At 62.9% G+C, this 22,472-nt stretch carries 26 protein-coding genes, 1 pseudogene and 1 riboswitch; of the genes and pseudogenes, 16 read left to right on the plus strand and 11 right to left on the minus strand.

The window, feature by feature from the left end:
- Positions 1-210: 210 nt before the first annotated feature.
- The 3 genes and pseudogenes from rsxB to SPISAL_RS02505 all read right to left on the minus strand — a co-directional run.
- Positions 211-618 (minus strand): annotated as a pseudogene (gene rsxB / locus SPISAL_RS09000) (electron transport complex subunit RsxB); the annotation flags it as partial.
- On the minus strand, positions 615-2,267 hold the full coding sequence (gene metG, locus SPISAL_RS02500) for a methionine--tRNA ligase (protein ID WP_016352902.1): 1,653 nt from the start codon (positions 2,265-2,267) through the stop codon (positions 615-617). The pseudogene rsxB and the gene metG, both read right to left, overlap by 4 nt.
- A 21-nt stretch (positions 2,268-2,288) precedes the next feature.
- Positions 2,289-2,840 (minus strand): shikimate kinase, encoded by a 552-nt coding sequence (locus SPISAL_RS02505; protein ID WP_016352903.1) that lies wholly within the window; start codon positions 2,838-2,840, stop codon positions 2,289-2,291.
- A gap of 135 nt (positions 2,841-2,975) precedes the next feature.
- On the opposite strand from SPISAL_RS02505, the gene apbC reads away from it, so the two are divergent.
- Positions 2,976-4,070, plus strand: a complete 1,095-nt coding sequence (gene apbC / locus SPISAL_RS02510) for an iron-sulfur cluster carrier protein ApbC (RefSeq protein WP_016352904.1) — start codon at positions 2,976-2,978, stop codon at positions 4,068-4,070.
- Between the two features lie 14 nt (positions 4,071-4,084).
- Positions 4,085-4,648 (plus strand): dCTP deaminase, encoded by a 564-nt coding sequence (gene dcd / locus SPISAL_RS02515; RefSeq protein WP_016352905.1) that lies wholly within the window; start codon positions 4,085-4,087, stop codon positions 4,646-4,648.
- A 5-nt stretch (positions 4,649-4,653) separates the two neighbouring features.
- Here dcd and SPISAL_RS02520 read toward each other — a convergent pair whose 3' ends face one another.
- From SPISAL_RS02520 to purM, 3 genes are read right to left on the minus strand one after another with little or no spacing between them, the layout of a single operon-like run.
- Positions 4,654-5,412: a DUF3108 domain-containing protein gene (locus SPISAL_RS02520; protein WP_016352906.1), complete on the minus strand. Its 759-nt coding sequence runs from the start codon at positions 5,410-5,412 to the stop codon at positions 4,654-4,656.
- Positions 5,409-6,071, minus strand: a complete 663-nt coding sequence (gene purN, locus SPISAL_RS02525; RefSeq protein ID WP_016352907.1) for a phosphoribosylglycinamide formyltransferase — start codon at positions 6,069-6,071, stop codon at positions 5,409-5,411. The genes SPISAL_RS02520 and purN overlap by 4 nt, the downstream gene beginning before the upstream one ends.
- A complete protein-coding gene (purM, locus tag SPISAL_RS02530; protein ID WP_016352908.1) occupies positions 6,068-7,123 on the minus strand; it encodes a phosphoribosylformylglycinamidine cyclo-ligase in 1,056 nt (351 codons plus the stop codon). Before purM ends, purN begins: the two co-directional genes overlap by 4 nt.
- 97 nt (positions 7,124-7,220) lie before the next feature.
- Here purM and SPISAL_RS02535 point away from each other — a divergent pair, with 97 nt between their 5' ends.
- Positions 7,221-8,258: a DUF2066 domain-containing protein gene (locus SPISAL_RS02535; protein ID WP_016352909.1), complete on the plus strand. Its 1,038-nt coding sequence runs from the start codon at positions 7,221-7,223 to the stop codon at positions 8,256-8,258.
- Positions 8,255-8,974, plus strand: a complete 720-nt coding sequence (gene hda / locus SPISAL_RS02540; protein WP_016352910.1) for a DnaA regulatory inactivator Hda — start codon at positions 8,255-8,257, stop codon at positions 8,972-8,974. Before SPISAL_RS02535 ends, hda begins: the two co-directional genes overlap by 4 nt.
- Positions 8,975-8,979: 5 nt before the next feature.
- Here the strand turns inward: hda and SPISAL_RS02545 are convergent, their stop codons facing one another.
- The gene (locus SPISAL_RS02545) at positions 8,980-9,384 is read right to left on the minus strand and encodes a DUF2069 domain-containing protein (RefSeq protein WP_016352911.1); all 405 of its coding nucleotides are present in this window, start codon (positions 9,382-9,384) and stop codon (positions 8,980-8,982) included.
- Entirely contained in the window at positions 9,371-9,976 is a 606-nt protein-coding gene (gene wrbA / locus SPISAL_RS02550) for an NAD(P)H:quinone oxidoreductase (protein ID WP_342663958.1), read from the minus strand. Before wrbA ends, SPISAL_RS02545 begins: the two co-directional genes overlap by 14 nt.
- Positions 9,977-10,037: 61 nt before the next feature.
- On the opposite strand from wrbA, the gene SPISAL_RS02555 reads away from it, so the two are divergent.
- The 3 genes from SPISAL_RS02555 to SPISAL_RS02565 all read left to right on the plus strand — a co-directional run bounded on the left by SPISAL_RS02555 (position 10,038) and on the right by SPISAL_RS02565 (position 11,095).
- Positions 10,038-10,319 carry an acylphosphatase gene (locus tag SPISAL_RS02555; protein ID WP_016352913.1) on the plus strand — a complete coding sequence of 94 codons (282 nt, stop codon included), beginning with the start codon at positions 10,038-10,040 and terminating at the stop codon, positions 10,317-10,319.
- Between the two features lie 90 nt (positions 10,320-10,409).
- Positions 10,410-10,751 (plus strand): c-type cytochrome, encoded by a 342-nt coding sequence (locus SPISAL_RS02560; RefSeq protein WP_016352914.1) that lies wholly within the window; start codon positions 10,410-10,412, stop codon positions 10,749-10,751.
- Positions 10,748-11,095, plus strand: a complete 348-nt coding sequence (locus SPISAL_RS02565; RefSeq protein WP_016352915.1) for a c-type cytochrome — start codon at positions 10,748-10,750, stop codon at positions 11,093-11,095. Before SPISAL_RS02560 ends, SPISAL_RS02565 begins: the two co-directional genes overlap by 4 nt.
- Here the strand turns inward: SPISAL_RS02565 and SPISAL_RS02570 are convergent.
- A complete protein-coding gene (locus tag SPISAL_RS02570; RefSeq protein ID WP_016352916.1) occupies positions 11,068-11,910 on the minus strand; it encodes an SDR family oxidoreductase in 843 nt (280 codons plus the stop codon). The genes SPISAL_RS02565 and SPISAL_RS02570 overlap by 28 nt on opposite strands.
- A gap of 40 nt (positions 11,911-11,950) precedes the next feature.
- On the opposite strand from SPISAL_RS02570, the gene trmH reads away from it, so the two are divergent.
- Positions 11,951-12,610, plus strand: coding sequence for a tRNA (guanosine(18)-2'-O)-methyltransferase TrmH (gene trmH, locus SPISAL_RS02575; RefSeq protein WP_016352917.1), 660 nt, complete (start codon positions 11,951-11,953; stop codon positions 12,608-12,610).
- Here trmH and SPISAL_RS02580 read toward each other — a convergent pair.
- The gene (locus SPISAL_RS02580; RefSeq protein ID WP_016352918.1) at positions 12,559-14,289 is read right to left on the minus strand and encodes a proline--tRNA ligase; all 1,731 of its coding nucleotides are present in this window, start codon (positions 14,287-14,289) and stop codon (positions 12,559-12,561) included. The genes trmH and SPISAL_RS02580 overlap by 52 nt on opposite strands.
- Positions 14,290-14,446: 157 nt before the next feature.
- Between SPISAL_RS02580 and ilvN the strand changes: the two genes are divergently transcribed.
- Genes ilvN through SPISAL_RS02620 form a run of 8 tightly spaced genes read left to right on the plus strand, consistent with a single transcriptional unit; the run spans position 14,447 to position 20,988 of the window.
- Positions 14,447-14,941, plus strand: a complete 495-nt coding sequence (ilvN, locus tag SPISAL_RS02585; protein WP_016352919.1) for an acetolactate synthase small subunit — start codon at positions 14,447-14,449, stop codon at positions 14,939-14,941.
- Between the two features lie 20 nt (positions 14,942-14,961).
- Positions 14,962-15,978, plus strand: coding sequence for a ketol-acid reductoisomerase (gene ilvC, locus SPISAL_RS02590; protein WP_016352920.1), 1,017 nt, complete (start codon positions 14,962-14,964; stop codon positions 15,976-15,978).
- A gap of 30 nt (positions 15,979-16,008) precedes the next feature.
- On the plus strand, positions 16,009-16,782 hold the full coding sequence (gene pssA, locus SPISAL_RS02595; RefSeq protein ID WP_016352921.1) for a CDP-diacylglycerol--serine O-phosphatidyltransferase: 774 nt from the start codon (positions 16,009-16,011) through the stop codon (positions 16,780-16,782).
- A gap of 9 nt (positions 16,783-16,791) precedes the next feature.
- The gene (locus tag SPISAL_RS02600) at positions 16,792-18,345 is read left to right on the plus strand and encodes a 2-isopropylmalate synthase (RefSeq protein ID WP_016352922.1); all 1,554 of its coding nucleotides are present in this window, start codon (positions 16,792-16,794) and stop codon (positions 18,343-18,345) included.
- Between the two features lie 16 nt (positions 18,346-18,361).
- Positions 18,362-19,015 (plus strand): uracil-DNA glycosylase, encoded by a 654-nt coding sequence (locus tag SPISAL_RS02605; RefSeq protein WP_016352923.1) that lies wholly within the window; start codon positions 18,362-18,364, stop codon positions 19,013-19,015.
- Positions 19,012-19,503, plus strand: a complete 492-nt coding sequence (rimI, locus tag SPISAL_RS02610) for a ribosomal protein S18-alanine N-acetyltransferase (RefSeq protein ID WP_016352924.1) — start codon at positions 19,012-19,014, stop codon at positions 19,501-19,503. Before SPISAL_RS02605 ends, rimI begins: the two co-directional genes overlap by 4 nt.
- Complete coding sequence (locus SPISAL_RS02615) at positions 19,500-20,762, plus strand: MFS transporter (RefSeq protein WP_016352925.1); 1,263 nt, start codon at positions 19,500-19,502, stop codon at positions 20,760-20,762. Before rimI ends, SPISAL_RS02615 begins: the two co-directional genes overlap by 4 nt.
- Positions 20,749-20,988 carry a DUF2970 domain-containing protein gene (locus SPISAL_RS02620; protein WP_016352926.1) on the plus strand — a complete coding sequence of 80 codons (240 nt, stop codon included), beginning with the start codon at positions 20,749-20,751 and terminating at the stop codon, positions 20,986-20,988. Before SPISAL_RS02615 ends, SPISAL_RS02620 begins: the two co-directional genes overlap by 14 nt.
- On the opposite strand, the gene SPISAL_RS02625 is transcribed toward SPISAL_RS02620, so the two are convergent.
- Positions 20,972-22,357: a sodium:solute symporter family transporter gene (locus tag SPISAL_RS02625; RefSeq protein WP_016352927.1), complete on the minus strand. Its 1,386-nt coding sequence runs from the start codon at positions 22,355-22,357 to the stop codon at positions 20,972-20,974. The genes SPISAL_RS02620 and SPISAL_RS02625 overlap by 17 nt on opposite strands.
- A riboswitch (TPP riboswitch) is annotated at positions 22,347-22,449 on the minus strand. (Overlaps the previous gene by 11 nt.)
- Positions 22,450-22,472: the final 23 nt, after the last annotated feature.

Genomic DNA, 22,472 nt, shown 5'->3' on the forward strand with positions numbered 1-22,472 from the left:
CGCGCGTCGGGCCCGTGCCCGCTCCAACGCCGCTTGCGCCGCTGCCTGCCGCGTTGCCCGATCAGGCAGCGTGGGCTGCTGGCGGGTGGCGCGACGGGTTTGGCGTCGTTGCTCGGTTTCGGCTTGACGTGCCGCCACGCGGGCATTGCGCTGCTCAAAGCGTTGTCTTGCGGTATCCCGGCGGGCCTGGCGCAGGGCATCGGACTCCGCTTCGCGATCGGTCGGGAGCATGTGAATACAGTCCACGGGGCAGGGTTCAACGCATAGGTCGCAGCCGGTGCATTCCTCAGCAATCACCGTGTGCATCAGCTTGCGGGCCCCCACAATGGCATCGACGGGGCAGGCCTGAATGCATTTGGTGCATCCGATGCAGACCGCTTCATCGATCCAGGCGACACGGGGCGGTGTATAGGTGCCATGTGCCGGGTCCAGGGGCTTGCTGTCACGACCTAGTAGCGCCGCAAGGGCATCAATGCCGGCCTGACCCCCCGGTGGGCACTGGTTGATGTCCGCCTCGCCGCGGGCAATGGCCTCAGCATAGGGGCGACAGCCCGGGTGGCCGCATTGGGCACACTGGGTCTGGGGGAGACATCGGTCGATGGCCTCAATCAGACTCATGTCGGCTTCAGGTTCTCCCGCGATTCCTCGACCATGGCCGCGATGGCATCGGTGTCTACGCGGGTAATGAGCGGCTTGAACGCTTGCAGATCGTGGTCGAGCAAAGGCTGTCCTGCATCCGCCCAGCGCATGGCGCTGACATTGAGAAAGCCCTCGGCGGCTTCCGTGGTTTTGGGCAGCACAGGTTTGAGGTAGAGCATCAGCACGCGAAACAGGTTGATGCCGGTGGTGCAGACCGCCTGGACATCCGCTTGTCGGTCAGGGTCTTTGATGTGGACCCAGGGCTTTTGTTCGTCGATGTACTGGTTGGCCTCATCGGCGAGTGCCATGACTTCGCGGACGACCCGGGCGAACTCGCGATCCTCATAGAGCCCGCCAATGGTCTCTGCCCGGGCGCTGAAGCGCCGGAACAGCTCAGGGCTGTCCAGGCGTGGGCCCAACTGACCATCGAAGCGTTTGTGGATGAATCCCGCGCAACGGCTCGCAATGTTGACGAGTTTGCCGACCAAATCGGCATTTACGCGTTGTGTGAAGTCGTCGAGATTGAGGTCGATATCGTGCACGCCGCTGCCGAGTTTGGCGGCGAAGTAGTAGCGTAGATATTCCGGGTTGAGGTGGCGCAGATAGGTCTCCGCCATGATGAACGTGCCACGGGATTTCGACATTTTCTGGCCATCGACGGTCAGAAATCCGTGGGCACAAACCCGGGTGGGCGTGCGAAAACCCGCGCCGCTGAGCATGGCGGGCCAGAACAGGGCGTGAAAATAGACGATGTCCTTGCCGATGAAGTGATAAAGCTCGGCGTCAGAATCGGGTTGCCAGAACGCGTCGAAATCCACGCCAGTGCGGTGGCATAAATCCTGAAAGCTCGCCATGTAGCCAATCGGGGCATCAAGCCATACGTAGAAGTACTTATCGGGGGCATCCGGTATTTCGAAGCCGAAGTACGGGGCGTCACGCGAGATGTCCCAGGCACGCAGGCCGGCATCAAACCATTCCTGGAGCTTGTTCGAGACTTCGTCCTGCAGCCCTTCGCTGGCCGCCCACTCCCGCAGCATGGGCTCGAAGTCCTGCAGCCGGAAAAAGTAGTGCTCGGATTCTTTTTGCACCGGTGTTTCGCCGGAGAGTACCGAGACCGGGTTTTTCAGCTCATCGGGCGAGTAGCTGGCGCCACAGGCTTCGCAGTTGTCGCCATACTGATCGTCGGCGCCGCAGCGCGGGCACGTCCCCTTGATGTAGCGATCGGGCAGGAAGAGGCCCTCCTGGGCATCAAAGGCCTGGGTAATGATTTGCCGGTCGATGGCGCCCCGATCGCGCAGCCGCGTATAGATCAGTTCGGAGAAATGGCGGTTTTCTGCGGAGTGCGTCGTGTAGTAGTTGTCAAAGCCAATCTGGAAACCGGCAAAATCCCGCCGATGTTCAGCGCCCACCTGCTCGATGAGTGCCTCTGGCGTGATCCCGCGCTCCCGGGCCTTGAGCATGATCGGCGTGCCATGGGCGTCGTCGGCGCAGACATACCACGCCTCGTTGCCCTGTAGCTTCTGGAAGCGCACCCAGATATCGGTCTGGATGTATTCGACGAGGTGGCCAAGGTGAATTGGCCCGTTGGCGTACGGCAGGGCACTGGTGACCAGTAGCTTGCGGGTCATGAACGCTCCGCGCGGTGACAATCAGGAACGCGGCATTATGCCAGAGCCGGCCGGCAGGGCATTAATCTTCTGAAGGGCCGCGATGACGGCTTTAACGGCGCCGGCCTGGTCGGTTGTGCTGACATCGACGCCAACGTCGGCATGTTGGTGGTAGAGCGCCTCCCGCTCGCGATAAAGATCCTCGATGCTCTGGCCAGCGGCGCGGGCAATCCCGCGCGTATCGAAATCGGTCACACGCGCACGGATGACGGGCAGATCGACATGCAGGTGCACGATCACACCGGTGGTCCGCAAGGCGGTCATGGCCGCCTCGCTGTAGACGGCGCTGCCGCCGGTCGCAATTACATGCCCGCGCAGGCTGACCTGGCGCAGCACCTCCGCTTCGATGTGGCGGAGGGCCTGGTGGCCTCGGGTGTCAACCAGATCCTGAAGACTCATGCCCTCACGGCGCTGAATCAGCAGATCGGTATCCGTGAAATCCAGCCCAAGCGCACGGGCGAGTAATACCCCGACCGTGCTTTTACCCGCCCCTGGCATACCGATCAGGATGACGTTTTCCGGTGGTGTGCGCATGGTGCTCAATCTGCCCCACCCCGAGGGCCTGGGCAAGCTTGTCTGCCAACCCCGCTCGTGGCGTGTTTAATGCACCTCCCCCGCGGGGTAGACTTTCGCTTCATTATTTCTGGACCGGGCGAACAAGGAGCCATTATGCCAGCCGTGACTCAAGACGCTGTCGAGCAGGCCCTCGCCAATTGGACTGAGCCCTGCCTGGGCTTGGATCTGATCAGCGCCGGCGCGATTGAGGCCATCAGTGTCGACGAGGGCGCAGTCACTGTTCGACTGTCGCTTGGCTTTCCGGTTGATGAGTACCAAAAAACGTTGAAGGCAGCGGTGGCTGAGCAGATCACCGAGGCGACCGATGCCACCGCCGTGACGGTGGAAGTGGACTGGTCGATTGCCGCGCATCAGGTTCAGGCCGCCCTGAAACCTCTGGAGGGGATTCGCAACATCATCGCCGTGGCGTCGGCGAAGGGCGGTGTCGGCAAGTCTACTTGTGCGGCCAATCTGGCACTGGCCCTGGCGGACGAGGGCGCCCGGGTTGGCCTGCTTGATGCGGATATCTATGGGCCAAGCCAGCCGCGCATGATGGGTGTGGCGGGGCGCAAGCCGGACAGTCCCGATGGCAAGACCATTACACCGCTGGATAACTACGGCGTGCAGGTGATGTCGATCGGTTTCCTGATCGAGGAAGATACCCCGATGGTCTGGCGCGGCCCGATGGTCACCCAGGCGCTCACGCAGTTGTTGAATGAAACACGATGGGAGTCGCTGGACTACCTCATCATCGATTTGCCCCCGGGGACAGGCGACATTCAGCTGACGCTGTCTCAGAAAGTGCCAGTCGCCGGTGCGGTGGTCATCACCACGCCGCAGGATATCGCCACACTCGATGCGCGTAAGGGCGTGAAGATGTTCGAGAAAGTGAAGGTTCCCGTACTGGGCATTCTCGAGAACATGAGCCTGCATATCTGCTCGCAGTGTGGCCACGAGGAGCCGATTTTTGGTTCTGGCGGCGGACAGCGGCTTGCGGATCAGGAGGGGGTCGAGCTGCTCGGTTCCATGCCTCTTGACCTGAAAATCCGAGAGCAGGCGGACGCGGGCCGCCCCACGGTGGTGGCGGATCCGCACTCGCGGGTCGCCGAGCTTTATCGTGAGGCAGCGCGGCGAACGGCGGCCATTCTCTCGCGGCAGGACTCGGCAGGGGCCAGCCGCTTTCCCAATATCGTTGTCGACGACACCTAGACAGGAAGACGCCAATGGCAATCAAATCCGACCGCTGGATACGGCAGATGGCTGCCGAGGGCATGATCGAGCCTTACGAGCCCGGGCAGGTGCGAGACGCTGGCAGCGGCCGCATGATTTCATACGGGACGTCGAGTTACGGCTACGATGTGCGCTGCGCAGACCACTTCAAGATCTTCACCAACATCAACTCCGCGGTGGTCGATCCAAAGAACTTTGACGAATCCTCATTCGTCGACGTGCGCGCGGACGTTTGCATTATTCCGCCGAACAGCTTCGCGCTCGCGAGCACCGTGGAGTATTTCCGTATCCCGCGAAATGTGCTGACGATCTGCCTTGGCAAGTCCACTTACGCTCGGTGCGGCATCATCGTTAACGTCACTCCGCTCGAACCGGAGTGGGAAGGGCATGTGACCCTAGAGTTTTCCAATACCACGACGCTGCCCGCGAAAATTTACGCCAATGAGGGCGTTGCGCAGATGCTCTTCCTTGAGTCGGACGAGGTCTGCGAGCAGTCGTACAAGGATCGCTCCGGGAAGTACATGGGCCAGCGCGGTGTGACCCTGCCCCGACCCTGAGGTCCTCAGCGGGATGAGTCGAGGCCGTCGAGGGCCGCAAGACTGAGGCGGAAGTTTTGATCGCCATCCTCGTGCTGCTCGACGCGAACGGCCAGGTAATCAAGCTCGGGTGCGCACCACAGGCGTGTCTCCCGGTTGCTGTCGGTATCGCGCCGGCGAATCCGAATCGCCTCGAACGCTCCCATCGGTGTATCGATCATCTCGGTGCCCTCGATGGTGAGCAGGTAGGTCTTGAGCTGGCCACCATCGGCAATGCGGTAGACGAGCTGATCGTCATCGCCGTCGCGTTCTGCAAGGTCATGCATGAGCTGGAGTGGCCCAATCACCCGATCGATCGTGTCGTGGGTGATATCCATGCGCCAGGGGTAATCCGCGACGTCGTTGACGACCTCAAGATCCAGCCAGTCAAAGCGCAGCTCCGCCACGCGGGCTTTGTCATCACCACTGCGTTTATAGCGATAAAAATCGGGTCGAAAGCCATCGTCGAGGATCCGTCCATGGCTCTGCTCATAGACCTCGCTACTGAATAGCAGCCGGGCCAGTCCACTGGCGCGGGTATGCAGACTGTAGCGATAGCGGCCTGGGACGGGTTGTGCAAACCGCAGGTCGGCACGCCCCAGCGTGATGCCCGCCTTACGAACCTCGTAGCGCGCCTTGAAGTCGGGTGGCGGCTCAAACCCCTCCGCCGCGACGGCCCCCAGGCCGGGCCCAAGATAGATCGCGAGGGCGATGCCGATTAAACGGGTGAGCGGTCGATGGATCAATGCTCGGTCTCGGCGGTGATGCGGGGGGGACGGCTGATGGGCTGGCCATCCATCCACACTTGGTCGTCGTGCAGTGAGACGCGGCCATCAGCGATCCAGCTGACAACCTGCGGGTACAGGGTGTGCTCCATCGCCTGAACGCGGGTCTGCAGGCTGGCAGGCGTGTCGTCGGGTTTGATGGTGACGGGCGCCTGCGCAATCACCGGGCCTGCGTCGAGCTCGGGAATGACGTAGTGAACGCTGCACCCATGTTGGCGCTCACCGGCGGCGATAGCGCGCGCATGGGTGTGCAGCCCGCGATAGGCCGGCAGAAGCGAGGGGTGAATGTTAATCATCTGACCGGCGAACGTGCGCACCAGCGGATCGGTGAGGATGCGCATGAAGCCGGCGAGCACGATGAGATCCGGCCGGAGGGCGGTCAGGCGTTGGCCGAGCGCTTCGTCATACGCCTCTCGGGTGTCAAAGTGGCGATGGTCAATGACCTCGGCGGGGATACCCGCCTGACGTGCTCGCTCCAGGCCACCAGCGTCCGGGCGATTGCTCAGGACCTGTTCAATCTCACCGGATATCGACCCGGTTGCCGTGGCATCCATGATGGCCTGGAGGTTACTGCCACTGCCCGAGATAAGAACGGCGATCCGAAAGGCGGGTACGCTCACGGCCCCTCCGCAAACACAACCGCTGGCCCATGATTGGCGGCGCTGATCTCTCCCAGACGCCAGGCCGTCTCGCCCGCCTCCTGCAGGCAGGCGATCGCCGCATCGGCTTGATCCGCAGGCACCACGACCACCATCCCGACCCCACAGTTAAAAGTGCGCCGCATTTCGGGCGTGCTGACATCGCCCGTTCGCTGCAGCCAGTCGAACAAAGCGGGCCATTTCCAGCTGGTGACATCGACAGCGGCGGCAAGGCCGTTTGGCAGAATGCGGGGCAGATTGTCTGTCAGCCCGCCACCGGTGATATGGCAGATTCCGTGCACTGGGCTGTTGGCGATCAAATGGCGAATGGCCCGCGCGTAGATTCGGGTGGGCGTGAGCAGCCATTCACCGAGGTTGCGTCCATCCAGTGTCGTTTCCAGGGCCTCGGGATCCCGCGCCAGGATGCGACGCACCAGAGAGTAGCCGTTGGCATGCACGCCCGCGCTCGCGAGCCCAATCAGCTGGTCGCCGGGTTGAATTGATTGGCCATCAATCAGCGCCTCGCGCTCCACGACACCCACGCAGAAGCCGGCAAGGTCATAATCGCCGTCGGCGTACATGCCGGGCATCTCGGCGGTCTCACCGCCGATGAGTCCAGCGCCCGCTTCACGGCAGCCAGCAGCGATTCCGCGGATAACCTGTTCGGCAATATCCACATCGAGCCGGCCTGTCGCATAGTAATCGAGGAAGAAAAGCGGTTCGGCCCCGGTGACGATGACATCGTTGACGCACATGGCCACCAGATCGATCCCAATCCCGTCGTGCTGTCCGGTATCCAGGGCCAAGCGCAATTTGGTGCCGACACCATCAGTCCCCGAGACAAGCACCGGATGGGTGTAGCGATCCATCGGCAGTTCAAATAGCCCACCGAAACCGCCCAGTCCGCCGAGCATGCCAGGGCGGTGTGTGCGCGCGACATCCTCGCCGATACGCTCTACCAGTGTGGCGCCGGCGTCGATGTCGACCCCTGCATCACGATAAGTGAGTCCCTGGGTTTCATTGCGCTTCGTCAATGCCTGCTCCCTTGCCGCTCGCCGCGTCGTGCCGATGAGATCGGCATGGTACCTTAAATCCCCCTGTCATCACGGTGTGGGTGAGCCGAGCAACCTGATGCGATACCGATTAGTGGCTGTCTTTTGTCTTGTTTTTGCCAGTCTGCTGGCCCCGTTGGCCGTGGCGCAGACGGTGGATTCTCCAGGGCGGGCTGAAGTGCCTGTGACGGACGGGTCTGAAGCCGCCCGCACCGAGGCGGTGGCGGAGGCGGTGGATCAGGTGATCCTGCGCTTGAGCGGTGATCCGTCTGTGCTGACGTCCGATCTGGCGGCTGAATTGCAGCGCAACGCGGATCGGTATTTGCAGGGCTATGCCTACCGGGAAGCGGAGGATACCGAGTCGGGTTCAGGCGGGCTGCGTTTAATCGCCCGCTTTGATATTCAGCGGCTTCGCGAGGCCCTGGTCGAGGCCGAGGTGCCCATCTGGCCGGATCGCCCGCCCACGGTACTTGTGTGGCTTGGCCGCGATCTGGAGGGGGAGCGCGAAATCGTTGGCGCGGGTGATGACGAGCCACTGCGGGCTGAATGGGTAGCGGCTGCCAAAGACCTCGGCATCAATCTGTTTTTCCCCATCATGGACTTGCAAGATCTCTCCGCCGTCCGCTTCGTCGACCTGGCGGGTGGCTTTTCGGAGCCGGTAGCGGAGGCCTCGGAGCGATATGGGGCCGATCAGATTCTGGCAGGCCGTATCGCCGATACTGACGGGGGGCGCATCGATGGGCGTTGGATGGTGCTCTCGGGTCAGGGCGATGTGGAGCGGTGGCGCGAGCAGGCATCTGATCCCGCGGCCCTACTTGATCGCACGCTAGACAGCCTGGTCACCCGGCTGCGGGAAACGTTTGCCTATCTACCTGATCTCCAGGCGCGTGGCCGGATGCAAATCGAGGTCGCAGGCATTGTCGATTTGGGTGTCCATGAACGCGTGACTGAGCGACTGACCGAGATGAGTGGCGTGGAGCGGGTCAACCCGGTCCGCGTCCAGGAAGACGTTGTGCAATTTGAACTGGCCATCAGCACCACCGAAGCCCGGGTAATGGATGCCCTAGAGCGGGATGGCCGGCTCGCTGGCAGTGATGCGGAATACCGCTGGGAATGACGGACAGCGCCTCGACTTCGCCACAGCTGGCGCTTGATTTCCGCTGGGATACCCGTGCGGACTTTGCGAGTTTCGTTGCCGACGGCAATACCGAAGCGGTGAGTGCACTGCGAACGGTGGGCGTGCCGGCATCACCCTGGATGTATGTGTGGGGGCAGCCGGGGACGGGCAAAAGCCATTTAATGCAGGCGGCGTGCGGTGAGGCGGGCCGAACCGGCGCGACGGCGGTTTATGTGCCGCTGGCGGATTACCCCCGCGCCACGCCGGATCTGCTTGAGGGCCTTGAGCGCGTGACGCTGGTGGTCTTGGATGATCTGCACTGCATCGCCGGCAAAGCGGCGTGGGAAGAGGCGGTGTTTCACTTGCATAATCGACTTCGGGATGCCGGTGGCCAACTGATTGTGGCGGCAGCGGTTGGGCCCGATTCCCTGGGGCTGGGGCTGGCCGATCTGGTTTCGCGATTGCAGGCGCTGCTGCAGTTTCGTCTATCCCCGCCGGATGATGCCCGCCGCCGTCAAATTCTCTCCCGGGCCGCCGGACAGCGCGGGCTGGCGCTTCCTCAGGCCAGCGCCGACTACTTGTTGCGCCATGAGGCCCGCGACCTGCGTCATTTGCTCGCGTGGCTGGACCGGCTGGATGCGGCCTCTCTGCAAAGCGGCCGACGCCTGACGGTGCCGTTCATCAAAACGATCCTCGGGGCGCCGCCACCCGCTTAAGCAGGTCAGGCTTTCTGGCGGGCCTTGTGCGCGATCTTCCCGCGGCGCAGAACCATGAGGGCGGCGCCAAAATAACCGATGGTCAGAATGACCTCGGCGCTGCCAAGCCAGCGCTGTGAGGCAGGACCCGTGGCAGCGACTAGGCCGTGCATAAAGTAGGCAAGGCTGAGCATACCCGTCCATTGCAATGTGTAGCGGCGCCGATACAGCACGCCACGCAGCCCGAGGAGTAGCGGCAATAAAAAGACGATCAGAAGGGGGCTGAGTAGCCCGGGCGGTGGCGGTGCCAGCCAGACCAGCCAGGCGCCCAGCAAAACAATCAGACCGATGTAGCAACCGACTGCCACTCGATAGAGCGGTGTTGAGGCGACATGCGTGGCCGTGTCGCCCCCTGGTTCAGTCTGCGCCATCGCTCGACTCTGCGTGTTTCAGACGCCGGGCTGCGCGGGCAACGCGGGCGCCCAGGCACCGGCAGAGCTGCGATTCCGTGTCGTCGACGGCGCGATCTGCATCGCCACCGGCGAGGTGACTGGCACCGTACGGTGTGCCACCCGTCGTGGTCGCCGAGAGGCCGGGCTCGCTGTAGGGCAATCCGATCAGATACATCCCGTGATGGAGCAATGGCAGCATCATCGATAACAGGGTGGATTCCTGGCCGCCATGCAGGCTGCCGGTGGAGGTGAACACGGCAGCCGGTCGGCCATCGAGCGCCCCGCTGATCCAAAGCCCGGAGGTCTGATCGAGAAAATGCTTTAAGGGAGCGGCCATGTTGCCGAATCGGGTTGGGCTGCCGAGCACCAGTCCGTCACTGTTCCCGAGTTCTTCAATGGTGGCATAGGGCGCGCCGGACTCGGGTACGGCGGGAGCGGTTGCTTCGCTAACCTCCGAGACGGGCGGAACGGTTCTCAGCAGGGCCGTGGCGCCGTCAATCGACTCCACGCCGTGCGCAATCTGACGAGCCATGTCATGCGTGGCCCCGTGGCGACTATAATAGAGGATCATGATTTCGCAGTTCATGGTGTGATCATCATGGCTGCATCCGCGGCATGCAAGAGAAAGTCTGATGACGAAAGCATCCATTCAGTGTCGGCGTTTCCTCGTCCAGGGGCAGGTTCAAGGCGTTTTCTATCGGGCCAGCACGCAGGCAGAGGCCGCGCAACATGACCTGACGGGCTGGGTCCGCAATCGCGACGACGGCCGTGTGGAGGTGCTGGCCTGCGGATCGAACGCGGGCCTTGATGCGCTGGAAACCTGGTTGCATGACGGCCCACCCAGAGCCGTGGTCGCGTCGGTGACCTCGGAGCCGGCGGATGATCTCGGTATGAGCGGATTCGAGATTATTTGACGACGGCTGGCGCCCGTCCTGTGCAACTTTACCGCCGTGTCGATCCATGGAAATATAGGCGCCACTGCCGACGGGGCCAAGAGGAGTACGATGAAGATTACGCGATCAGCGGCACTGACCGCGCTTGCCTTGCTCATGCTGGGGTTGCCTGGCCTGGCTACCGCCGAGGGGGATATCTCGGCCGGGCGGGATAAGGCGTATACCTGCATGGGCTGCCATGCCGTTGATGGGTACCGCAACGCCTATCCGTCATACCGCGTCCCGAAACTGGGTGGCCAGCATGCCGAGTACATTGTGCTGGCGCTGAAGGCCTATAAAGCCGGCGATCGCCAACACGGCACCATGCAGGCGCTCGCCTCGACGCTGAGTGAACAGGACATGGAAGATATCGCGGCGTACTTTGCCTCAGCCGGACAGGAAGAGTCGGAATGATGCGTGTAATCCAGAATGCCCTTGTGATGATCGCCATGCTGATGGCCGGCACGGTGGTGGCACAGCCCATCGGAGACCGTGAAGCGGGGCGTGAGAAGTCAGCCTCCTGCGTGGCCTGTCACGGCGAGGTCGGTGTCTCCAGCAATCCTGAGTGGCCTAACCTGGCCGGCCAGCACCCGGACTACATCGTCCACGCTTTGCAGGCCTACAAATCGGGCGATCGACAAAACGCGCTGATGAATGGTCAGGCCGCTGACCTGAGCACGGAAGATATGCGCGATCTTGCCGCCTATTACTCCTCGCAGGATCCTGAGGTTTATACCCCCGCACGCACCAGCCGCTGATAGCCCTGTCGATAGCTCGGATAGCGGAATCGATAACCGCTGGCGCGCAGGCGCTGATTAAGACAGCGGCGACCGGACTGCGTCCCGCCGGGCGTGCGACGGGGTGGCTGTTGGCCCAGTGCAGATGCCAACCAGTCCATCACTTCGCACTGCGTGCAAGGCGCGTCGTCCACACCAATATAGAGCGGGGCCGGTGCGGCGAGCTGTCCGACGTGCCTCAGGACTCCAATGCAATCGTCTTCGTGAATTCGGTTGGTATAGCGCGGCGGTGGGTCTGTGCAGGGGCGACCCGAGCGAACCCGGCGGACGAGGCTGTCACGCTCTGGTCCGTAGATACCGGCAAATCGTACGACAACGGATACGCCGGGATGACGCCGAAGGCACGTTTCGGCCTCAAGGAGGCGCCTGCCGGAAAAGCGGGTCGGCTCGGTCACGCTGGCTTCGTCGACCCATTCGCCCTGATCCTGCCCGTAGACACCGGTACTGGAGACGAAAATGACGCGGGCATGCGCATTCCCGGATGCCGAAAGGGCCTCAAGCAGTCGTGTTAGGCCCGTGACGAAGGCGGCTTTGTAACCCGCATCGTCGGTGGTTTGGGGTGTGAGGATGTAGTACACCTGATCGAGGCCGGGGGGAAGGCGGTCGCTGAGATCCGGGTCCGCCAGCAGGTCAGCGGCTAGCGGGGTAATGCCTGCAGGCAGATGCCGGGGGTGGCGCCGCAGCCCATGCACCTCCGCGCCGGCCTGGTTCAATGCCGTGCCAAGCCGTGTCCCAAGGCGCCCACAACCGGCGATCAGTATTCGCTTGCCTGTCATCGCATTAGAATAGCCGGCAAACCCTGGGGGAGGACAACTTGTGAGTGCCAGCCGTCTGGCTCGTTTCAAGGCGACGCTTGATCAGCGGCAGCCGGATCTTCGGGTCCTGCTCGATCAGGTGCACAAACCGCATAATTTGAGCGCCATCCTGCGTACCTGTGATGCGACGGGGGTTTTCCAGGCGCACGCGGTCTTGCCGGATGCCGCTTTCGAAATCCACCGCCACTGCTCGGCCGGGGCCGGACAGTGGGTTCACATGCAGACCCATGCGGATATTGAAACGGCGATTGTGGCGCTGCAGGCCGAGGGCCTGGCCGTGTATGCCGCGCATTTATCGCCAACGGCGGTCGATTTCCGCACCGTGGACTACTCGGCGCCTTGTGCCATTCTCATGGGCGCGGAGCGATGGGGCGTGAGTGAGCGCGCCGCGGCGCTCGCTGACGGTCACATTACCGTGCCGATGGCGGGTCTCGTGGAATCGCTGAACGTCTCGGTGGCTGCCGCCGTGATCCTGTTCGAGGCCCAGCGCCAGCGGCAGGTTGCCGGTTTCTACGACCAGCCCCGGCTTACGCCCGAGGTCTATCAGCGCACGCTGTTTGAGTGGCTGCATCCGCGTATCGCCGAGCACTGCCGCACTCGTGGTGAGCCTTATCCAGCCCTGGACGAAGCGGGCGACCCCATTCGCTCACCAAGCGCCTGAGGGAGGTCAGCGACTGGGAGTTGTTCGTTCTCCGGTTGGGTGCGGTCGCGGTACTCCACCGCCCCGTTCTCCAGGCCTCGGGCGCCGACCACGAGGCGATGGGGAATGCCGATCAGTTCGATGTCCGCAAACTTAACCCCGGGCCGGGCATCGCGGTCGTCCAGCAGTGGGTCATACCCGGCTGCGCGAAGCTCGCTGTAGAGCCGTTCAGCCGTCTCCGCGACGTCTGGCGAGCGGTCTGCGCCGATCGTGACAATCGCCACGTCAAAGGGGGCGAGGGGCGCGGGCCAGATAATGCCCTGGTCGTCGTGGTTTTGCTCAATGGCAGCCGCAACGACACGGGAGACGCCGATGCCGTAACAGCCCATAATCAGAGGCTGTTTATGGCCGTCCTCGTCGAGCACCCGGGCGTCCATCGACTCGCTGTACTTGGTACCAAGCTGAAAGATGTGGCCAACCTCAATGCCGCGATCGATCACGAGATGGCCCTCATCGCAGCATGGGCAGCCTTCGCCTGCAGCCGCCGTGCGCAGGTCGGCGCAAGGCGGTAGCGGGAGATCCCGATCCCAGTTCAGATTGATCCAGTGCCAGTCAGCGCGGCCGGCGCCACTAGAGAAGTTCACCAGTGCGGCCGCACGGTGGTCGACCCGCTGAGTGAGACCTTCGGGCAGGCCCTTGGGGCCAATGAACCCCCGAGGCACGCCGGTTGCGGCCAGGGCCTCATCGGGCTCTGCCAGTCGGACATCCTCGGCATCGAGCGCATGCGCCACCTTGACCAGGTTGAGTTCGTCGTCGCCGGCGATAAAGAGCACCGCGGGTGTCTCATCGGCCATCACGACAACGCTCTTGACCACCTGCATGGGGCTGATGTCGAGGTAGGCGCACTGCTCGGCGACGGTGTGCACATCGGGTGTCTCGCGCTCCTCCGCTGGCAAGGGGGTGTCCGCGGTGGGGGCGACTGGCCGGCTGGTCGCCAGCTCCGTATTCGCTGCATAGCCGCAGGCTGTGCAACTCGCAATCTCGTCCTCGCCCGAGTCGGCAAGGACCATGAACTCCTCGGAAACGCTGCCACCAATCGCGCCGCTGTCGGCGCCCACTGATCGAAAGTGCAGGCCGAGGCGCTCAAAAATCCGGGTGTAGGCGTTGTGCATGTCCGCGTAGGTGGCTTCCAGTGACGCCTGGTCCAGGTGGAAGGAATAGGCGTCTTTCATCACGAATTCCCGCGCCCGCATGACACCAAAGCGCGGACGGATCTCGTCGCGGAACTTGGTCTGGATCTGGTAATACCTCAGCGGCAGCTGCCGGTAGCTTCGGAGCTCCCGACGCAGGTAATCCGTGATCACCTCTTCGTGCGTTGGCCCAATGCAGAAGTCGCGTTCATGACGGTCTGTCAGTCGCAGCAGTTCCGGTCCATAAAGTGACCAGCGCCCGGATTCCTCCCACAGCTCGGCCGGCTGCACCGCGGGCATGAGGACTTCCATTGCGCCAATGCGGTCCATCTCCTCGCGGACGATCTGCTCGACCCGGCGCATGACTCGCAGGCCCAGCGGCTGCCAAGTGTAGAGCCCGGCGCCGATCTTTTCGATCAAACCGGCTCGCAACATGAGCTGATGGCTGACGATCTCGGCGTCTGCCGGGGTCTCGCGGCTGGTGAAGAGCGGAAACTGGCTAGCGCGCATGCGAGTGATGACCTATGCGTTGCAAGAATGCGCCACAGGTTAGCCGACCCGGCCCCGGCCGCCCACCCCCGCCTGCTTGACGCCCTTTGCAGCGCCCCGTAAGTTGACCGGCTTTACATCATCAGATTGGGTCACGCCGGGCGCCGGTCGAAACGCTATGCGACACATCATTTCCATTCTCGTGGAGAACGAGTTCGGTGCACTCGGGCGGATCGCCGGGCTTTTTACAGCGCGGGGCTACAACATTGACTCGCTGACTGTGGCGCCCACCGATGACCCGACCCTCTCGCGCATGACGCTGGTCACCCAGGGTGATGAACGAATCGTTGACCAGATCCTCAAGCAGCTCAACAAACTGCTCGACGTGGTCAAAGTGCTGGACATCACTGAGGCCACGCACATCGAGCGCGAACTGATGCTGGTCAAGGTCCAGGCAACGTCTGGCGAGACGCGCGAGGAGTTCAAGCGCCTGGCCGATATTTTCGAGGCCCGGGTTGTGGATGTCACCGACAAGACCTTCACCATCGAGGTGATTGGTCGCAGCAGCAAGCTGGATGCCTTTCTTGAGCTGCTCGATCGCAAAACGCCGATGGAAGTGGTCCGGTCGGGGGTCATCGGCATCGCCCGCGGCGAGAAGCAAATGCGTATCTGAAACAACCACTCGGGGGAGTCATGAAGGTTTACTACGATAAGGACGCTGATCTTTCCATCATTCAGGGTATGAAGGTGGCCATTCTGGGTTATGGCTCTCAGGGCCATGCCCATGCCAATAACCTCAAGGAATCCGGCGTTCCGGTTGTGGTTGGCTTACGGGCGGGCTCCGCGAGCGCGGAGAAGGCCCGCTCGGCCGGGCTTGAGGTCGCTGAGGTAGCCGATGCAGTCGCTGCGGCCGACCTCGTCATGATGACGCTGCCAGATGAGCATCAGCCGGCTGTCTACGAACAGTTCGTAGCCCCGAACCTGCGCCAGGGTGGCGCGATCGCCTTCGCCCATGGGTTTAATATCCACTACCAGCAGATCGAGCCGCGGCCGGACATGGACGTGCTGATGATCGCGCCGAAGGGCCCTGGACACCTGGTGCGCTCGACCTATGTAGAAGGCAATGGTGTGCCGAGTCTGATCGCTGTCCATCAGGACGCCAGCGGTCGTGCGCGGGAGATTGCCCTGTCGTATGCCTCGGCAAACGGGGGCGGGCGCTCCGGTGTGATCGAGACGAGCTTCCAGGAAGAGACGGAGACGGATCTCTTCGGCGAACAGGTCGTGCTGTGTGGCGGCATCACCTCGCTGATCGAGGCGGGCTTCGAGACCCTGGTGGATGCCGGTTATGCGCCGGAGATGGCGTACTTCGAGGTGCTCCACGAGACGAAGCTCATTGTCGATCTGCTCTATCAGGGCGGTATCGCCAATATGCGCTACTCGATCTCCAACACCGCCGAGTACGGCGACTTCACGCGCGGCCCGCGGGTGATCAACGAGGAATCCCGCGAGGCGATGAAGCAGATCCTCGAGGAAATTCGCAACGGCGAGTTCGCCAAAGAGTTCGTCCTTGAGAACCAGGCCGGGGCACCCCGACTCAAGGCCATGCGTCGCCGCGCCTTTGAGCACCCCATCGAGGAGGTGGGCTCCAAGCTGCGTGACATGATGCCGTGGATCAAGGCCAACCAGCTGGTGGACCGCAGCCGTAACTAGCGGTCATCCAGCCACCCGATCGAGGTGCGCATGACCGATCACGATCGCCCCGAGCGCCGGCCACGGCGCCGGGGCATTTATCTCCTGCCGAACCTGATCACCACCCTGGCGCTTTTCTTCGGCTTCTATGCCGTCGTCTCCGCCCAGGCGGGTGCCTATGAGCTGGCCGCCATTGCGATTTTCGTCGCCATGGTGATGGATGGCCTGGATGGCCGAGTGGCTCGACTGACGAATACCCAAAGCGACTTCGGGGTGCAGTACGACAGCATCGCCGACATGGTGTCCTTTGGGGTGGCGCCGGCGCTGGTCATCTATTCGTGGGCGCTGGCGGATCTGGGTGAGCTGGGCGAAGTCTGGAACAAGCTTGGGTGGCTGGGCGCTTTTATCTACACGGCTTGTGCCGGTTTGCGGCTCTCGCGCTTCAACACCCAGGTGGGGGTTGCGGATAAACGCTATTTCCAGGGGCTGCCGAGTCCCGCGGCTGCCGCCACGCTGGCGGGGTTAGTCTGGGCCGGCGACCGACTGGAATTCGGCGGCTGGCCTGCGGGTATCCCGGCACTGGTGATCACCCTGGTAGCGGGCATCCTGATGGTCAGCAACGTTCGGTATGACAGCTTCAAAGAGCTGGACTTCCGCTATCGAGTGCCGTTTGTGGTGATGGTGCTCGGTGTGCTGGGGGTGGCTTTGATGTCGGTTCACCCACCAACCGTGTTATTCGCGATGGCGGTGACTTACATGGGCTCTGGCCCCGTACTGACCATCCTGCGCCGTCGTCGGCGTCGCAAACGGCGTCATGCCGGGTAGAATAAACGTATGAACAACGCGAACCAGATCACCATTTTCGACACCACGCTGCGCGACGGTGAGCAGAGCCCCGGCGCATCGATGACCCGCGAGGAGAAAGTCCGCATCGCGCGGGCGCTCGAGCGCCTTCGCGTCGATGTCATTGAAGCGGGGTTTCCCGCGGCCAGTCAGGGCGATTTCGAGTCGGTCCGTGCCGTCGCGGAGACGATCAAAGACGCCCGGGTCTGTGGTCTCGCGCGCGCGAACGAGGCCGATATCGATCGGGCGGGGGAGGCCATTGCGCCGGCGGCGGCCGGGCGCATCCATACCTTTATTGCCACCTCGCCGGTGCATATGGAGAAAAAGCTCCAGCTCACGCCCGATGAGGTGGTTGAGCGCGCCGTCAATGCCGTTGCCCGGGCTCGCAATCTGTGTGATGACATCGAGTTCTCGCCAGAGGATGCGGGGCGTTCCGAGCCGGATTTTCTGTGCCGAATTATCGAAGCGGCGATTGACGCGGGAGCGACCACGATCAATGTGCCGGATACCGTCGGGTACAACCTGCCTGGGCAGTTTGCCGGTCTGATCGGGGATCTTCGCGGACGGATTCCGAATGCTGATCAGGCGGTGTGGTCGGTGCACTGCCACAACGATCTTGGGCTTGCGGTTGCCAACTCGCTTGCCGCCGTGCGGGAAGGTGCCCGGCAAATCGAATGCACGATCAATGGCCTCGGCGAGCGTGCTGGCAATGCCGCGCTCGAAGAGGTTGTGATGGCCCTTCGGACTCGGCGAGACGATTTTCCCTGCGACACCCGCATCGAGACGCGGGAAATCCTGCCGACTTCCCGGCTAGTGGCCAACATCACGGGCTTTCAGGTGCAGCCAAACAAGGCGATCGTGGGTATCAATGCCTTTGCCCACGAGTCGGGTATTCATCAGGACGGCGTGCTCAAACACCGCGAGACCTACGAGATCATGCGTGCCGAGGACGTGGGCTGGGGTACCAATCGGATGGTGCTGGGCAAGCACTCGGGCCGAAATGCGTTTCGGAGTCGCTGTGAGGAGCTCGGCATCAGCTTCGAGACGGCGGGGCAGCTCAACGAGGCCTTCCAGCGCTTCAAGGAGCTGGCCGACAAGAAACACGAGATCTTTGATGAAGATCTGCAGGCGCTCGCCACCGAGGCTGTGGCGGCCCTTGAGGAAGAACAAACGGTCAGCCTGGTGGCCTTTCGTTGCTGCTCAGAGACCGGCGAGACACCGACAGCCGATGTCACGTTGCTGGTGGATGGCGAAGAGCAGCGCAACAGTGCGGCGGGCGATGGGCCGGTGGACGCGGCTTTCAGTGCGATTCAGGGCATCCTGCAGCTGGATGTGGAACTGTTGTTGTACTCGGTGAACAACATCACGACCGGAACGGACGCGCAGGGGGAAGTGACGGTGCGACTTGAGCGTGGCGGGCGAACCGTGAACGGGCAGGGCTCGGATACGGACATCGTGATTGCCTCCGCGAAGGCCTACCTGAACGCGCTCAATCGGCTGCGCCGAGGTGCCTCGCGGACCCATCCGCAAACAGAAGGCGTCTGACGGCGGTTTACCAGCCATGACTGAGCTCGATGTCCGTCGTAAACGCCTGCTCTACGAGATGGGCGTGACCGTCTGGCGATCGCCGCCCTCATCGGCGGGTACGGGTCAGGCCTGGGCTCGGCTCGAGCGCGAAATTACCCGGTGTGAGGCCTGTGAATTGCACCAGGGCCGCACCCAGGCTGTTCCTGGATCCGGTGATCGGCAGGCGCGTCTGCTCATTGTTGGCGAGGCGCCCGGGAAGACCGAGGATGCCCGCGGTGAGCCGTTTGTTGGTCGCTCGGGCCAGCTGCTGGATGCCATGCTTGCGGCCATCGGGCTAGACCGGACGCATGATGTGTTCATCACCAACGTAGCGAAATGTCACCCACCCGGGGATCGGGATCCCCGGCGTGGTGAGGTCCAGGCCTGCCAGGGGTGGCTGGAGGCGCAGATCCGGTTGCTAGCGCCCGCGTGTATTTTGGCGGTGGGTAAGGTGTCCGCTGAAACACTCACTGGGACGCGCGACGGGCTTGGGACATTGCGAGGCCAATGGATGGCATGGGGAGAGGCTACGATTCCGCTTCGGGTGACTTACCATCCGGCTTATCTGCTCCGATACCCCGGCGAGAAAGCCGCGGCATGGGAGGATTTACTGGCCGTTAAGCGCGCGCTACAGGGAGCTGTGGCATGACGGCCGATCCGGCTGGCTTTCTTCCCGTCATCCGGCCCATGCGCCCGGCTGACCTTGAGTCGGTGTATGCGGTGGAGTCCAGCGCCTACGACTACCCCTGGACACTGAATATCTTTCGCGACTGCCTGCGTATGGGCTATGAGTGCTGGGTGCAGCTCGCCACCGATCGTATTGTCGGTCATTTTGTTCTGGCGATGGGGCCGGGCGAGGCCCATGTGCTCAACCTCGCTGTTCATCCCGAGTGGCATAACCGAGGCCTGGGACGGGCTCTGTTGCAACGCGCGCTAGAGCGGGGTGAGCGGCTCGGCGCTGAGTCGGTCTTTCTGGAAGTGCGCCCGAGCAATACCCCCGCCGTGCACCTCTACCACAGTGAGGGGTTTCGCCGTGTCGGTCGACGTCGGGATTATTACCCCACGGAAACGGGTCGGGAGGATGCCATGGTCCTGCGTCACGATTTGCGTGAGGTGGCGCCGGCGGGCCGGCGATGACGACCGCGCCCTCCCAGCGGATCGTTCGATCGTGGGCGCTGTACGATTGGGCAAACTCGGCGTTTGCCACTGTCGTTCTGGCCGGGTTTTTTCCCATCCTTTTTCAGGACTTCTGGAATCAGGGGGCCTCGTCGGCCGTGGCGAGTTTACGCCTCGGCTGGGCAAATGGGCTGGCCAGCCTCTTGTTGATCATCATCGCGCCGCTTATTGGCGCCATGGCGGATCGCGCGGGGATTCATAAGCGCGCCTTGCTGAGCTTTGCCCTGATCGGGGCCGGGGCCACCGCCAGCCTGGCGTTTGTGCCGGAAAATGCCTGGGCGCCTGCGGCTACCCTGTTTGTGCTCGGCACCGTGTGCTTCATGGCCGCTAATCTGTTCTACGACGCCTTGCTGATCAGTGTTGCGCCGCCGTCTCTGTGGCATCGGGTATCTGGATACGGTTTTGCCCTGGGCTATCTGGGTGGTGGGCTGCTTTACCTCGGTTGCGTACTGGCGGTGCTCAATCCGCCCTGGTTCGGTTTGGCCAGTGAATTGAACGCGGCGCTGGCGGCGTTTGTGGTCACGGGTTTGTGGTGGGTGATTTTCAGTTTGCCCTTGGCGTGGGATGTGCCCGAGCGTGCGCCACTGGCAGGGGACGGGGCCGTGATGACCGGCGGTCTGCGACAGCTTCGCGGCACCCTGACGCATCTGCGGGCCTACCGGCCCGTCTGGATTTTTCTTATTGCCTACTGGCTTTATATCGACGGGCTGGGGACCACCATTCGAATGGCGGTCTCCTACGGGCGATCGCTTGGTTTTGAGCAAAACGACTTGATCGTTGCGTTGCTGATCACGCAGTTCGTGGGTTTTCCCGCAGCCATCGCCATGGGACGGCTGGGGGAGTGGGCAGGCGCGCGGACGGGCATTCTGGTGGGGCTGGCTGGTTATGTCGGCATTTGTATCTGGGGGGCGTTGATCACCTCGCCCTGGGAGTTTTACGTGATTGCCGGGTTGATTGGTCTGGTGCAGGGCGGCGTGCAGGCGTTGAGCCGCTCGTTCTACGCGGGTTTGATCCCACCCGAGCGTGCGGGGGAGTTTTTTGGCTTCTATAATCTGCTCGGCAAGTTTGCGGCGCTCATTGGTCCACCGCTATTCGGGCTGTTCGGCGTGTGGTTCGGTGACGTGCGCTACTCGATGCTGGCGCTAATTTTATTGTTTGTGGCCGGGGCGCTGTTGCTGATGCGCGTCGACACCCAAGGAGGTCATGATGAGCGAGCCTGATCCGTCCGTGTCCGATCAGGGGCCGGCTCGGCGGCCCCCCAGCGTTTGGCAGGTGATGAAAAGCACCATCGCGGCGGCGTTTGGTGTCCAGACCGAAGAGGCCAGGCAGCGGGATTTTAGTCAGGGCAATGCCAGTACCTTTATTATCGCCGGGTTTGTGTTTACCGCGGTATTCGTCGCGCTGCTGGTGCTCATTGTCAGCCTGGTGCTCAGTCAGGTCGCTTGACCGGCCATCCGGCGCTCACCAGCCCGGTGATCAGTGATGAGGCCACCAGGGCGCCGAGGAATGGTCCAAGCGTGGGTACCGCAGCCGGAAAACTGGCCGCCACCAGGCCTGCTGCGATGCTCCCGCCCATAACGGTGCCGGGGAGCACCGCGCCGATCAGCCCCGCCCCGGCGCCGAGGATGGCAGCCCGGGTGGGTACCCGCTCAGACAAGCCACTCAAGAGTGGGACAACCGCGGTCGCACACAGCAAATCAGCGATGAGAAACAAGCGCAGGACCGAGATTTCCTGAAGCGCCAGCCCCACCACCGGCAGCATGAGCAGGGCGGAAAGCCAGCGTGCCCCAGTGAGGCCCATCGCCTGTGACTCCGTGACGCCAAGCGAGACCAGTGCGTTTTGTAGCGTATCGACTGACGAGGCGACCAGCGTAATCGCGAGAACAAGCGCGGGTAAGGCGAGCCATTGCGGGGCTTCACTCAGTAGCGCAAAAAACGGGATCGGTGGTGATCCGAGGGGTAACCCGCGCAGGCCGGCGAGGATGCCCGCACCGCCGAGCACAGCGACAACGCCGACCGTTGAGGCGCCGCCGACGAGCGCCGCTGTTTTCAGAGCGCGGTCATCCCGCGCCGCCCACACCCGCTGCCAATAGCCTTGGTGGAACAGGTTGGCGGCCGTCACCGCGATGATCAGTGTCAGGGCCACACCCAGCGATGCAGCGAGTCCCGTATTGGGCAGCGTGCTTGTCGGTGCCGCCTCACCGGGTCTCGCAGGTGCCAGTGCCAACGCGGCAAAGGCGACCAGCCCAACAAGGCCGACCAACAGCCAGGCCTGCCAGCGGTCGGTGAGCAGACTGGCCCGCAGGCCGCCAATGGCGGTGTAGATCAGCGTGGCAAGCGCGACCCCCACGATGACGTAGCGCCCGTCGAGCCCGGAGAGGAGGGTGGTGATCGCGCCGATGGCGGTGAGCTCCGCCGCGAGGAAGCAGAGCATGTAGAGCACCGACAGAATCGACACCCAGCGCCGCATCGCACCACCAAAACGGCTGGCGGCAAACTCCGTGAGGCTGCGCCCGGCGGGCAACTGGCGCCGAATGGTGGGCCCAATCACGCCCAGCACGACGAACGGAAGGGCGGAGCCCAGGGCGTAACCTGCCACAGCGACTGGCCCAACAAAGGCGCCCACCTCGGGTGGCGCGAACAGGATCCATGCCCCCATGCCGGAGGCGAGGAAGGATAGGCCCAGGGTGAGTCCAGATTGGCTCTGGCGGGCGGTAAGGTAATCGTCAAGGCCACCGATGGAACGGGCTTGAGACCCAATGGCCACGAAAATCAGCAGAATGACGGCAATCGCCGCCAGGTTAAGCAGGGGCATGTCGCGCTTCCTCCGCCGGCATAAACCGGATCAGGTTCCAGGGTCTGCGCGAGAACGCACTCTCAGTCCAGCGGACTCCCCTGGCGACGATGACAAATTGTAGAACATACCCAGT

The organism is Spiribacter salinus M19-40 (assembly GCF_000319575.2).
GTDB classification, from domain to species: Bacteria; Pseudomonadota; Gammaproteobacteria; order Nitrococcales; family Nitrococcaceae; genus Spiribacter; species Spiribacter salinus.